Source organism: Pseudomonas sp. ADAK2 TE3594, from assembly GCF_053628675.1.
Window position 1 is genome coordinate 1,858,615 of record NZ_JBRJGV010000001.1, and the last position, 14,572, is coordinate 1,873,186.

8 protein-coding genes are annotated in these 14,572 nt (G+C 56.1%); 7 read left to right on the forward strand and 1 reads right to left on the reverse strand.

What is annotated here, in order from left to right; all coding sequences use genetic code 11:
- Positions 1 to 148: 148 nt before the first annotated feature.
- From AB7M22_RS08585 to AB7M22_RS08595, 3 genes are all read left to right on the forward strand, one after another.
- A complete protein-coding gene (locus AB7M22_RS08585; protein ID WP_454185926.1) occupies positions 149 to 1,477 on the forward strand; it encodes an alkaline phosphatase D family protein in 1,329 nt (442 codons plus the stop codon).
- Positions 1,478 to 1,900: 423 nt separating this feature from the next.
- Positions 1,901 to 10,882 (forward strand): two-partner secretion domain-containing protein, encoded by an 8,982-nt coding sequence (locus AB7M22_RS08590; protein ID WP_454185927.1) that lies wholly within the window; start codon positions 1,901 to 1,903, stop codon positions 10,880 to 10,882.
- Positions 10,863 to 11,132, forward strand: coding sequence for a hypothetical protein (locus tag AB7M22_RS08595; protein WP_111455433.1), 270 nt, complete (start codon positions 10,863 to 10,865; stop codon positions 11,130 to 11,132). The genes AB7M22_RS08590 and AB7M22_RS08595 overlap by 20 nt, the downstream gene beginning before the upstream one ends.
- Positions 11,133 to 11,285: 153 nt before the next feature.
- Here the strand turns inward: AB7M22_RS08595 and AB7M22_RS08600 are convergent, their stop codons facing one another.
- Entirely contained in the window at positions 11,286 to 11,558 is a 273-nt protein-coding gene (locus AB7M22_RS08600) for a hypothetical protein (RefSeq protein ID WP_454185928.1), read from the reverse strand.
- Positions 11,559 to 11,624: 66 nt separating this feature from the next.
- Here AB7M22_RS08600 and AB7M22_RS08605 point away from each other — a divergent pair, with 66 nt between their 5' ends.
- From AB7M22_RS08605 to AB7M22_RS08620, 4 genes are all read left to right on the forward strand, one after another.
- Positions 11,625 to 12,065 (forward strand): hypothetical protein, encoded by a 441-nt coding sequence (locus tag AB7M22_RS08605; RefSeq protein ID WP_454185929.1) that lies wholly within the window; start codon positions 11,625 to 11,627, stop codon positions 12,063 to 12,065.
- Between the two features lie 8 nt (positions 12,066 to 12,073).
- Complete coding sequence (locus tag AB7M22_RS08610) at positions 12,074 to 12,442, forward strand: hypothetical protein (protein ID WP_454185930.1); 369 nt, start codon at positions 12,074 to 12,076, stop codon at positions 12,440 to 12,442.
- Positions 12,443 to 12,552: 110 nt separating this feature from the next.
- Positions 12,553 to 13,107 (forward strand): hypothetical protein, encoded by a 555-nt coding sequence (locus AB7M22_RS08615; RefSeq protein WP_454185931.1) that lies wholly within the window; start codon positions 12,553 to 12,555, stop codon positions 13,105 to 13,107.
- Positions 13,108 to 13,458: 351 nt separating this feature from the next.
- Positions 13,459 to 14,253, forward strand: a complete 795-nt coding sequence (locus AB7M22_RS08620) for a PoNe immunity protein domain-containing protein (RefSeq protein ID WP_454185932.1) — start codon at positions 13,459 to 13,461, stop codon at positions 14,251 to 14,253.
- The last annotated feature ends 319 nt before the right edge of the window (positions 14,254 to 14,572 follow it).

Below are 14,572 nucleotides of genomic sequence, written 5' to 3' on the forward strand. Positions count from 1 at the left end.
GGATCGGTAAAATATTATTAAGCTGGCATTTGAATACAAATAACCGATGTAGAGCCTTTGAACCTGTCTGCGCGGCGGGTTTGATGTCTGAGTGGCGCGATGCTGATTTATCGACTGAACTGCTGCTCAGGTTTCAGGAGGAAATCAGATGGCACGGCTCATTCTCGGTCATACCACCGATACGTCGATTAAAGTGTGGGTACGCGCCAGCGAGCGTTGGCCGGTGGCCTTTGTTGATGTAGTGGATTGCGACAACAACGCGACAGGCCCCACCAAGGTGCTCGAAGCGCAGGCAGAGGAGTTTTATACCTGCGTTCTGGAGTGGAAAAAGCTCAATCCCGATACGCCCTATACCGTGAAGGTGGCCTTCGGCAAGACCCGCGGTGCGGCACCCGATGAGCGCGTTCGTGATGCCTATACCGAAGGGCGCTTTCGCACCTTTCCCGAGGTAGAGCTGACCGGATCATTCTCTTTCGTGCTCGGCTCCTGCAATTTGCATTCGCTCGGGATACTGGAGAGGCCCGACCGCGCCTGGGTCGAGATTTCTCGTGTGGCCAAAAACAACGACGCACGCTTCATGATTCATTGCGGCGACCAGATTTATTCGGACATCCCGCGCCAGCCTTCCATCGATGTGCAGTTCTTTCGTGACAAGTATCTGGATGCCTGGGAGGACTGTGTGCCCGCGCGCCGGACGCTGACAGAGTTGTCGCATTACATGATTCTTGACGACCATGAACTGATCAATAACTTCGACACGGCCACCGGTTCGTCCACGCAAGCGCTGGCGAACGCAGCCATCAAGGCGTATTGGGAGTTTCAGCATTCGCACAACCCTTCGAGCCGTCATGTCGAGCATCATTACCACTACGAGTTCAACTACGGCGCGGTGAAGTTCTTCGTCATGGACACCCGTTATTACCGCAGCACGGCGCAAAGGCGCCTGCTCGATGAAGTCCAGGAAGACGACCTGTTGCGCTGGCTGTCGCGTTACCGTGATGACCTGAAGTTCGTTGTCACCAGCGTGCCATTCGTGGGCGTGGTGAAAAACTCTGAAGGTGACAAATGGTCGGATCCTGCTTTCGAAGAACAGCGAAGCCGCATCCTTGAACATGTCCTCGAAAAAAACGTGTCACGCCTGACCTTCCTGACAGGCGACATGCACACCTCTTATCACGCCACGCTTGAGGTTTCGCGCGGTGAGAAAAGCACGGTGATCAATGAGTTGATGTCCAGCCCGATAAACCAGTACACCCCAAACATCAGGCCCGAGCAGATCTACAACATGAACCACTCGCACACCCTGCCCAATGGAATTTCCACGCTGTCGTGTATCGATCCGGATTCCTTTTACGGTAATCACTCGAATGTCATGGTTATCCATGTCGATATGACGTCAGCCAGGCAGACGGTGGGCTATAAGATTTTTCGCACAACCAAAACGAGTGCGGGGCCGACTGGGAAGTTCCTCCCTTAGACGGGAAGGGGGATTGCGAGGGATCCCCTCCAAATCTACTCCAACAAAAACATGCACCTGTTGACGTACGTCGTCTCGCCATACGTGCTCAAGTCTCTCGAAGGCCATCGCTACAGTCATCGCACGAAATGCCCGCGCAAATCGTAAGGGCAACAGCCCTGAACCTTCGCTGATCTTCCTGCCCGAATGCATCCACAATTTGACGCCTGAATAATGGCCATCTAATATCGCGCCACTATTGTGATATCAGTCTCCATTGCCACAGGTGAACATGCATTCACCTGCCTTCGTGACGAGCTTGTGCCCGATTTTGCTGTGCCTTTGTCCGCCAAATCGTCCCTGACGCGCTAGCCGAGCGCGAAGCGCCGATCTATTCCCGCGTGGATGTCTTCCTCTAAATTCTGCTTTAACGAGATTCAAATCATGGACGTTCGTCAACTGGCCTTCCTCGCTGGCCAGCCCGCTGCTGCGGTCAAAAACCGTGAGCACTTCTGGGGCATGCCCAAACGCGGGTTGGCGTTCCTGTTGGCCAACGTCATGTTCTGGCAACCGATGTGGGCCCAGGCCGACGGGATTGTGGTGGCCTCGCCGGGCACCAGCCTCGGTCAGGCCGGCAACGGGGTGCCGATCGTCAACATCGCTACGCCCAACGGCACGGGCCTGTCGCATAACCAGTTTCACGATTACAACGTCGGCACCCAGGGCGTGATCCTCAGCAACGTCGCCAACCAGACCGGCGCGACGCAATTGGGCGGGATCATCGTTGGTAACCCCAATCTGACCAACCGGATCGCCGCACAAACCATCCTCAACGAAGTGGTCGGCGGCAGCCCCAGCCAGTTGCGCGGTTACACCGAAGTGGCGGGGCAGTCGGCGCGGGTGATCGTCGCCAACCCCTACGGCATCAGCTGCAACGGCTGCGGCTTCATCAACACCCCGCGAGTCACGTTGACCACCGGCAAACCGGTGCTGGACAACGGTCGGCTCGATCGCTTCCAGGTCGATCAGGGCAGCGTCTCCATTGACGGCGCCGGGCTCAACGCCAACAACGTCGACCGCTTCGAAATCATCACCCGCAGCGCCAAGATCAACGCCGAGATTCAGGCGAACAACCTGACCATCGTCGCTGGTCGCAACGACGTCAACGCCGACAGCCTCAACGCTACCGCCCGTGCCGATGACGGCAGCGCCAAACCGCAATTGGCCATCGATTCCTCGGCCCTTGGCGGCATGTACGCCGGGGCGATCAAACTGGTGGGTACCGAGGCCGGAGTCGGGGTGAGACTCGATGGCAACCTGGCGGCCAGTGGCGGTGATATCCAGCTCGATGCCAATGGGCATCTCAGCCTCGCGCAGACTTCTGCCACGGGCGCCGTCAACGTCAAAGCCGTCAGTCTCGACACCCAGGGACCGGTTTACGCCGGCACCGCCGTCAACGTGCAAACCCAAGGCAACCTGACCAACCAGCAAACCCTCGCCGCGCGGGACAGCATCACGTTGAGTGCCGGCGGTGTGCTGAGCAACAACGGCGTCATCGAGGCCGGGGTCAACGCCGACACCAGCCGCAACGCCAACGGTGATGTGAGCCTGAGCGCGCAGAACCTCAACAACACCGGTAAAAGCGTGGTGGCCAGCCGCACCCTGACGGTCAACACCAGCCAGACCCTGAACAATCAGGCCGGCACGCTGAGCGCCGCGCAAACCGCCAACATCACCGCCGGGACCCTGGACAACCAGAGCAACGGGCGAGTGTCGAGCAGCGGCAACCTCAATCTCACGGCCAATCAGGTTCTCAACACTAAGGGGGTGATCACCAGTACCGGCAATCTCAACGCCACCCTTGGACACCTGAACAACCGCAATGGCGAAGTCTCAAGTCTGGCCACCGCAACTCTGCGCATGGCCACTCTGGATAACGTGGCGGGACTGGTGAACGCCGGTCAGGGCTTGAGCATCACCGCCACCGGGGCGGTGAACAACCAGGGCGGTGAAATTTCCAGTGCCCAGGCTTTCACGCTGACGGCCGACAGCGTCGACAACAGCAACGGCAAACTGCTCGGCAATCAGGCAGTGACCCTGCGCGTGCAGCAGGCACTGACCAGCGTCAAAGGCTTGATCGCCGCAGCAAGCGTCGATGCGCAGGCCGGCAGCCTGAACAACAACGGCGGCACCCTCACCAGTCGGGCCGACCTCGAGCTTCGGGTTAACGGCCAGCTCGACAATCAGGACCAAGGACTGATCAACGCCACCCACAACCTGCGCATCAACGCGGAGAGTTTGAACAACCAGAACGGCGGCTCGTTGCTCGGCAGCGCCATTGCCATCGATTTCAGCGGCGCCATGGGCGACCTGAACAACGCCAACGGCCTGATCACCACCACTGGCCAACTGAGCATCCGCAACCTGCGGGACTTGAACAACCGGGGTGGTGAACTCTCCAGCAGCCAAAGCTACACGCTGACCGGGCGCAACCTGGACAACAGCGATGGCAAACTCATCAGTCGTCAGCAACTGGACCTTACTGCCGACGCCACCACCAACCTCAATGGTCTGATCTCCGGTTGGCAAAGCCTGAGCCTTCTGGGCGGCAGCCTCGACAACCGCAATCACGGCACTTTGTCGAGCCGCGACGGTGAGGTGCTGGTCGACCTCACCGGCGCCGTGCGCAACAGCAATGCCGGAGCACTGGTCAGCAACAGCACGTTGAAGGTCACGGCCGCCAGCCTCGACAACAGCGATAACGGCATTCTTTCCAGCATCGGTGCGCAAACCTTCGTCATTACCGGAACACTCAACAATGCCCAGGGAGGTTTGATCGACAGTGGTGCCGCTCTGGATATCCAGGCCAAAGCGCTCGACAACACCAACGCAACCATCAACGCCCAACATGACATCTATTTCACCGGCACCGATCTGAACAACAGCGCCGGTACCCTGGCCGGCAATGGCGCGGTCACCCTTGATTTGCTCGGCACCCTGACCAATACCAATGGCAAACTGGCGAGCAACGGCCCGCTGGTGATTCAGCGCGCGGTACAGATCAACAACCAGGGCGGCCAACTGGCCAGCCAGGGTTTGCTGAGCCTGTTGACCGGTGGTCTCGATAACCGTAATGGCGGCACTGTCGCGGCCAACGATCTGTTGACGCTCACGGCCACTGGCGCGGTGCAGAACAGCGCGAACGGTCTGATCTTCAGCAGCAACGCTGGCTTGACGCTCAACGCCGCCAGCCTCGACAACGCCAAGGGCAGCCTGCAAAGCCAGGGCGACCTGACGGTAAAAACTGGCGGCGCCATCGATAACCAGAGCGGGCGCATCGTCGCCAAGGCCGGCAACCTCGACATCACCGCCGCCAGCCTCGACAGCCGCGGCGGGGTGCTCTCCAGCCTGCAAGGCGCCTTCAGCAGCCATATCACCGGCGTATTGCGCAACGGCTATGACCTGAACAACAACCGCCAGGGCGGGATCATTCAGGCCCAGAGCCTGGACCTCGAGGCACTGGCCGGCATCGACAACTACGGTGGCCGGATCACCGCGCAAACCGGTGATGCCATCGTCGACACCGGCACCAACGGCAGCTTCGACAACCGCAATGGCGGGCTCTATGCCAAGGGGTTGGTCAGCGTCACGGCTAAAGACTTCGACAACAGCGGTGACAACGACGGGCAGATCGGCGGGCAACAGATCGACCTGAGCCTGCGCGGCGCATTGAACAACCGTCTGGGCATCATCGAAAGCGAAAGCACCCTGACTATCACGGCGGCGAGCCTCGACAACCAGACCGGTCAACTGCGCGCACTAGGCAGCAATGGTAAAACCGCGTTCACCCTCGGCGGCCTGTTCGACAACCGCAATGGCACCGTGGAATCCGCCAACACTAACCTGACCCTCACTGCCAGTGGCTTGCTGAACGTCGGCGGCAACGTGCTGCACGTCGGCACCGGCCTCTTCGACATCGCCACCGGGCAACTGGGCAGCGCTGGCGGCAACTTCGTCACCCGTGGTGGCCTGACCCTGACCGCCGCCGGCTGGACCAACAGCAGCGTGATTCAGGCCGATAACCTGACCGTCAACATCAACAGCCTCAACCAGACGGCCAGCGGTCAACTGCTGGCCGTCAGCACACTGACCGGTAGCGGTGGCAATTGGAATAACGATGGCCTGATCGCCAGCGACGGCAACCTGAGTCTGAATCTCAGTGGCACGTACTCGGGCAATGGCCGGGTCAGCAGCCTGGGAACGTTTGGCCTCAGCGCTGCACAACTGAATCTCAATGCCTCATCGAGCCTCGGAGGGGGCGGCGACACCACCATTTCCGTGGGTGGACAACTCAGCAACGCGGGCCGCCTGACGTCGGCTGCCGACTTGACCCTGACGGCCGGCAGCGTAAACAACACCGGCACTGTGGGCGCCGGCAAAAACCTGACGTTGACCACAGGCGTGTTACTCAACGACCGTGGATTGATCTTCAGTGGCGCAGACATGCAGCTCCTGAGCCCCAGCTTCACTAACAGCTACGGGCAGGTCTACAGCCTGGGCAGCACGCTCATTGCCAGGGACAAAAACGGCACCAAGGCTGATCTGCTGGACAACAGGTCTGGCGGGATTGATAGCACGGGCGATCTGACGATCGCCGCCACGACGGTTAACAACGTCATGGATGTGTTGCAGTACACCGAGCATGAGAAAAGTGTCGTGACCATCACTCAATTGTCGTGCGCACTGATCGCCTATGGATGTGACAGCCGTGGCGGTGGCCGCATAAACGGTCTTTGGGAAATTGCAGAAACCGATCGCTTGAAGGTCACGCTTCATTCTGAAGCTGCCTCGATCAACAGCGGCGCGGACCTGTTGATTAATGCGGGAGAAGTGAACAACACCAGCAGTAGCATGACAGCTGCTGGCGATTTAGCTGTCCATGCGTCGACGATCAACAACAAGGGTGTGCAAGAGCAGGACATCGAAACCACTCGACGATTCGTAAGCTGGGTCAACGAAACCGCCTCGGCCATTAGAATGGCCGACCTCTTCACCCAACGAAACAACCCGACCCCTTCGGCCACCGTCGAACAGGACATGAGCAACTTTCTGGCCTGGATGGGTGAAACACTGCCGACCAGCAACCGCGTCATCAGCGGCGAATCCCTGGATGCCATCATCCAGGCGGGTGGAAACGTCACCCTCGATGCCACCCAGAACATCAACAACAGCGTGATTCGCCCGTACTACGCCTATGTGGCGGCGGGTCGTACCAAGGCTGACACCGGCGCGGGCAGTGGCTACTCGACACCGATCTCCATCAACGCGCAACTCGCCCCCGATCTGGCCCAGCAACAAGTCAACCCGATCACGCTGCCCGGCTTCAGCCTGCCCGCCAGCCAGAACGGCCTGTTCCGCCTGAGCCAGGAAGCCAGTAGCAACCCGACCGGTACCGGCCCGCAAAGCTGGACCCTCACCGGCGCCAGCGCGCCGGTCACCCTCAACCGTGTGCAAGGCCTGCCGAACAACACCGGCAAATCCCAGCCGCACAAATACCTGATCGAAACCAACCCGGTACTCACCGACCTCAAGCAATTCATGAGTTCGGACTACCTGCTGTCCGGTCTGGGCTACGACCCCGACCAGAGCGCCAAGCGCCTGGGTGACGGCCTCTACGAACAGCGCCTGATCCAGCAAGCCGTGGTCGCCCGCACCGGCCAACGCTTCATCGACGGCCAGACCTCGGACGAAGCGCTCTACAAATACCTGATGAACAACGCCATCGCCAGCAAGGAACAGCTCAACCTGAGCCTCGGAGTAACCCTCACTTCACAGCAAGTCGCGGCCCTGACCCACGACATCGTCTGGCTCGAAGAACACGAAGTGAACGGCGAAAAAGTCCTGGTGCCGGTGCTGTACCTGGCCAACGCCAACAATCGCCTGGCGGCCAACGGTGCGTTGATCCAGGGCAAAGACGTAACCCTGATCGCCGGCAAAGACCTGAACAACGCCGGCACCTTGCGCGCCAGCCAGAATCTGGATGCGACGGCCAAGAATGATCTGGTGAGCAGCGGGTTGGTGGAGGCGGGGGAACGGTTGGATTTGCTCGCCACCAATAATTTGACCAACAAGGCGGGGGGGATCATTGCGGGGCGGGATGTGACCCTCGAGACCACCAACGGCGACGTCGTCAACGAGCGCACGGTGACCTCCCACGACAGCAGCGTTGGCGACTACAGCCACGCACGGGACTTCGTCGACAACGCGGCACGGATAGAAGCCGCCAACAAACTGGTGATCAACGCCGGGCGCGACGTCCTCAACACCGGTGGTGTGCTGAAAAGCGGTGGCGACATGGCCATCGATGCCAAGCGCGACGTCAGCATCACCTCTGTGGAGGAGCGCAAGTCCGAAAGCCGTACCAACTTCCTCGACTCAACCCTCACCCAGCACGGCGCAGAGGTCAGTTCCGGTGCCGGCCTGACAATCGATGCCGGCCGCGATGTGGCAGCGGTCGCCAGCAAGATCGACGCCAAGGGCGACGTGGCCATTGAGGCCAAGCGCGATGTGTTCTTCGGTGCCGCTGCCGACGAAGAGCATTCCTACTTCAAGGACAAAAAGGAAACCCGACAGGAAGACCACGTCAGCCAGGTCGGCACCACACTGGAGGCCGGCGGCAAACTCACGCTCAAGTCCGGCAAGGACATGACCCTGATCGCCAGCGACATCAGCGCCGGCAAAGAAGCCTACCTGCACGCCGACGGCGACCTGCAACTGCTGGCCGCGCAAGACAGTGATTACTCGCTGTATGACATGAAAAAAAGCGGTGGTTGGGGCAGTAAAAAGACCCAGCGCGATGAGGTGACGCAGATCACCCACATCGGTACGCAGATCAAATCCGGTGGCGATCTGACGTTGTCCAGTGGTGGGAATCAGCGGTATCAGGTGGCGAAGCTTGAGAGTGGTAAAGACATCATCCTCGACAGTGGTGGCAGCATTACATTCGAAGCGGTGAAGGACTCGCACCAGGAGAGCCACAACAAGAGCAGCAATAGCTGGGCGTGGACCAGCATGGAGAACAAAGGCCAGGTTGATGAAACGCTGCGGCAAAGCCAGCTGGTCGCTAAAGGCCAGACGCTCATCAAAGCGGTTGATGGGTTACACATCGATATCAAAGACATCAACCAACAAAGCGTGAGCCAGGCGATCGATGCCATGGTGCAAGCTGACCCGAGCATGGCCTGGCTCAAAGACGTAGAAGCGCGGGGCGATGTGGATTGGCGCCGGGTTAAAGAGCTGCATGACAGCTGGGATGAAAGCCATTCCGGGCTGGGTGGCCCGGCGATGATCATTATCGTCATCCTCGTCACCTACTTCACGGCTGGTGCAGCCTCCGGTTTCGTGGCTTCGGCCGCGAACGCAGGGGCAAGCAGCGCATTCGCAGGCGGTGCTGCAGCGACCGCAACGACGCAAGCGGTCGCCGCTGGTTGGGCGAACGCCGCTCTCACCGCGATGATGACCTCCGCAGCCAGTACGGCTGCGGTCAGTACCATCAACAATAAAGGCAATCTTGGCGCCGCCATCAAAGAAACCTTCAGCGCCGACAGCATGAAAAACTACATCGTTGCCGGCGCCGTGGCGGGTCTTGCCACCGGTCTGTTCAACGATTGGACCAGCACCACCACAGAATCAGGTACCGCGTTGACTGATTCCACCAACGGGGCTTTGGCTAACACGGGCAAGGTCGTAGTTTCCAATTCCGGTGGATTGAGCAGCCTGGAAGGCATCGCCCAATTCACCGCGAACCAGGCGCTGCAAAACAGCACCTCTGCGCTGCTCAATAAAGCACTGGGTCGCGACGGCAGCCTTGGTGATGCCTTGCAAAGCAGTCTGGTGAATGCGTTTGCTGCCTATGGTTTCAACCTGGTGGGCGATCTCGGGAACTACTACCAACTGCCAGAAAGTGGCCTCGCCAAAATCGGCTTGCACGCGGTGATGGGCGGCTTGGCCTCGCTCGCTGCTGGCGGTGATTTCAAAACGGGCGCGTTGGCGGCAGGGGTCAATGAAGCCCTGGTCGACGGTTTGGCCTCGGTCTATGCCGGGATGCCGAAAGCGGACAGGGATCGACTGCTGGCCATGAACTCGCAACTGATTGGCGTGCTGACGACTGCTGTGCAAGATCCTGATGCCGATACCCAAAAGCTGCAAACGGGAGCGTGGGTTGCGCAGAACGGGACGTTATACAACCGACAGTTGCATCCCGATGAAATTGAGTTTGCTAGCGACGATGAGCGTGTTAAGCGCTTTGCTGGTGAGAATGGACTGACCATTGAGGAGGCCCAACAAGAACTCTTACGCACAGCAGCGGCAATGGTTGATCGCGGTTGGAACAGTGTCCTCAGTGAGGAGGATGGCAATACCGCTAAAGCGGCAAGCTTCCTCAGAACAGAGTTGGCTCAAGCCAAAAATGATCACCTGCTACAAGTTTCGTTGGCTGATTACAACAATGAGCGTGTGGGATTAGTGGAGTTGTTCAAGGATAGAGCCTCCTTGGATAAGGTCCTGAAAAACGTCGCCTTGGTCGATCCACTGGAGTACCGAACAGACGCTAAATACATGCGAGAAGTGTTGAATGCCAAAGGAGAGGGCAGCCAAGAAGGCTTCGTCTTGGCGCTGGAGGGAGCGGCTAGCGGTGCATCGAAAACCGCGCTGTGGGCAATGGGCGCGGCCAATTGCCCGAGCTGCGCTGCTGACGATATCGAAAACGCCTGGAATTCGATCCTGAGCTTGCCAGAAGAGTTGCGTTTAAAAGGGTATTTGGACAATCTACACATCATGCAGGGCGGTGGTGCGGATGTTATTAGAGGTAATGAATCTGCAGCCACAGCGATTGGCGTTGGCCTCGGGCTCGCGATAGATGGTGGTTTGGGTGGTGTAAAGTCCCCCGTCGATATCGGCACAAAAGGAGGATTGGGGAGCATTGAGCCACCCATTCCCAAAGTTGATGTCACAAATGACTTTATGATGAGTGTGTCCAACAACGGAGGCACCACCCTCAGGTATGGCAATCCTGATGGCGTAGCAGGATTGGTCGTGAATGTGGATAAAGCAGGAGTGCTTGGATTTGATATTCGTGCGGCGCAGAATCACCCTTTGTACGATGCATCGGGCACTGATATGTTCGCCAGCGCAATGCAACGCCTTGGCAATGAAGGCATCCAGGTCAATCAAATCCGTGGGGCTTGGGTGGCGGGTACTGACAGCGTTAACACTGCTCAATATCTGCAGAATATTGCCAATGGAATGTCAAAAGAAAATGCTGCTTTGAATACCTGGACAGGCCAGATATCCCAAAAATACGGATACACGAAGGTCGAGAAAATTGAAACCATCGGCGAAATTACCTATGTCACTTTCGGAAAGTAGATATTTGTTAGCGCAAATACTGGATGGAAAGTCGCCAAGCATCGTGTTGAACATGATGCTGGAGGTCGTTCATGATTTAGATAAGCATGCTTTAGCAGATATCTTTTTGGAGGAATATGATCGTTTGGATAGCAGAATCCTTCCTGTGATATGGCATTGGAAGAGTGCTAAATCGATTAGAGGTATATCTGATCAGGAATTTGATGAAGCGGTGCTTACGCAGATGAGATCTGCGGGTTACATGGTGTAAATAATAGGGGAGAAACCCTGAGGTCTTCCCTCCGTCCCGTCCTGAATAAGGTTTACACCTTCTGATCTATTTTCAGGAGGGCGTAATGGAAGCAGGTAAATAAATTTGTATACCCCATATGAAACAGGCGACCCATAGGTCGCCCATTTTCATTCACTCCGCAGCCTGCGCCCGCAACCGTCTACCAATCACATCCATCAAATCACAACCATCCCGCAACGGAATGGCCAGCAGTTTGGAAAAGTCAAAAAGCACCACCGTGTCGCAACCAATCTCGGCGCGAAAGGCGATGTTTTCCAGCACTTGGGTGACGGTGCGAATGCGGTAGTCGGCCATGGCTTGCAGGACGTCGAGTGGGGCTTGTGTGTCGATGAGCAGGGAGGCCGGGATCAGGTCGATTCCGGTTAAGGGCATGTATCTATCCATAGTTGAAGCCTCGTTTAGTTTGCTGAGACTGTGGGCCATGCGCTGAGTGTCGCTGAAAAGGCAGCGATGATCGCCAATTTTGGCAACACACTGGTGACCGAGGGATGGGGTGCCAAGGTTCGGGGTGGAAATTCTGGGGATAAAGGTGTAGGGACCTCGCCGGATGCGGATGGGTTTGGAGTTAATCCGAATTCTGTAAAGGGAGCAGGCGCAAAAGGCATTGATAAGATTTTTGAATCTGGTCGAACGCCAAAAGCTAGTGAGTTGAAGCAATATGCGGAGGCTCAAGGTTGGAAACTTGCTCAGACTGACGGTGGCCCTCTCAATTATATTGACGAGAATGGCATTCCTCGTGTAACAATCAAGCAAGGCAGTTCACGTGCACAAGGAAGTACTGATCCGCATGTTGAGTTTAAAAATGAAACAGGTCAAAGAACAGATGCTTTTGGTAATCAGGTAGCTAGAAAAAGCCCGGATAACCACGCGCTAATTGATTTTGATTTGTGAGAATGAATATGAATTATTATGAAAACCCCTCGCTTTCAAATATTTATCTCGAAGATAGCTATGTTTTATCAGTTCGCGAGGGGGAGGGCTCGCTAATCTTTGAATTGGAAGCGGTTCTTACTGAAAAACATCCGAAATATAAAAGGCCACAAGAGGGTGAGAAGTATTGCTATAGGAAGGTTTCGTTGCTTTTTCTAAATGCAGACTCTTTCGAATGGCTTGACCGGAGGTTTGTGGAATATGCAGATGCTTCAGGCGAGTTTGATTATGGAAATATAGACAGTTTTGTTGAGAGTGATGGTGGTTATGAGCTGACTGGCGACTGGGGGCGAGTCCTGATCAAGGGGCAAGCTATAGATATAATCGTCGAAGATTAGTTGGTGCAAAAAGAACTAGGGCTGTTGTAGGTGACGCGATCAAGGCGTTATCAGCTCCAAGACAAATAGATGCATCGTGGAGCGCGAGCACTTATAGCAAGGGCGGTCTGATGACAGGTATTGAGTATGTATTCTATCGCCATGGACCTGACTCAGGATTTGCGAATGTTAGTAGGTTTTCGCAAGGAACATCTGTTAAAGACGTCTCTAGTTATATTGATAATGCATTGAGATATGGGAAGGTAACTCCTAATGGCCCAGGTGGGCACGTTATTGAGTACAACGCAGGCAAGGTGATTGGAACAAGCGTCTCAGGCACTCCAACATCAACAATCAAAATAAATGTTCGGGATGGTGTAATTCAGATTGCATTCCCGTACTGGTTAGGAATGGTTATGAGCAGTGGCGGCACACTAATAGAACGATTTGTCGTCCAAGAGTTGGACGACAGCGTTCGCTCTATTTTGAAAAATGCCTTTGATGAGCGGATGCGCTCAGAGAGCGTTCTGCTCAGGGAGTTCGAGTTTAATTGCTTTGACGTTTCTTTGGATTTTGAAAAAGGCATCGTCACATTGCAAGATGTTCTTTCCGCTGGAGAGAGTAGCTTTCTTGATATACCAATACGTGATTTTATCTCTGCTTGCGGTTTGAACGTCTCTTGTTAGTTGTAGAAGCCTAGATATGATCTGGCACCGGCCTAGCGCCGGTGTTTTTGCACCCTATCTGCCCCTTTTTGTCACCTTCTTGCATCCCGTTAGCACCCAAGTTGCCCCCGTTCTGTAGTCTTTCTGTACCCCAGCCTGACGACCTTCGGTCTACCTCGAGCGGGTGAGACATGGGTTGTGAGGACAGGGTCAGATGGGGCCACTGAGATCCAGATGCTCGATTCTTTAGGTAAGCCAAAGCTCATTGATACGTCCAAAATATTAAGCACAAAAACAAATCTTTCAGGAGCACAGCCATGATCCGGGATTCATTGGGGGGGGAGGGATATTGGGACAAGTGGACAAAACATAGTGAAGAAAGTATCACTAAGAATCTTGAGCAAATTAAAACCCCGCCGGGTAATCCACTCTATCGGCCTCAGTTTGTTTGGGATACGTCCAGGGAGATTTTGCGCCTTATGCTTCGACGCTACCGAAGGTGATCCTATTTCCGAGATTGAGCAGTGGTTCCCCCAACTTCTCGATACCTGGGAATTGTCGAATGACCTGGCAGACGGAGTGTGTGCCGAACACAATCTGAAAACCTGCCGCGATTGGGTATTCGATTTATCCGATCTCAACCACTATATCTGGTGCTTCTGGCTGGTTGGGCTGGCGCTTGTCTTGCACATTCCTGACGATCAGTGGAACCGACTGCTGGCCCTCGTTGGTGGAGAAGGCAACGACATCTTGCTGGATCGAATAATCGCCAGTCGCCAGCCATCACGCGCCATTGGAGATGTTCTCCTGCATCAAAAACCCTATGCCCGATTGCTTAAAACCCTCGATGCACCCAAGGAGCAACAGGCCCTTCTTCTGCAAGCGTTTGTCGACAGTTGGTACCCGGAACTCAACCGACGCGGCAAGCAGCAACCGTGGTGGTATCACTACGGTGATCCTGAAAAGCACCCGCTGGAAACGGGCAGCTACTTTGGACGTTGGTGCATGGAGGCTGTAGCTGCCGTTGAGGTTTTTAGATTGGATGACAGCCAATGCTTGGGACATCCGCATTATCCAGGCGATTTACTGCGCACCAACGGCCCGAGCACACATTTGCATTCGCAAGAAACAAAGGCACGGAGTTGGCTCAGGTTCTTTGGTATTTAAAGTAAGCTAGAGGAGATGACTTGAGATAAGGAAAGGACAGATCCATTCGTCTCAGGAGGAGGGATTTCTGCCTCGGGTGCGGAGTGGTTACTATCCGCTTTGGTATTTGTCCAGTTGCAGCTATTGGTGAACGAGCGGGCTGGCCAACCTCGGCTACGACCCCGACCCCGACCCCGACCCCGACCCCGACCTCAAACGCCTCGGCGATGGTTTGTATGAATAACGCCTGATCCAGCAGGAAAAAACGGGGACATACCACGTTTTTGTCTGCCATTGGGCGGCTGTAAGCCATCGGTTTAATGGTGGTCTGCCCCCAGTT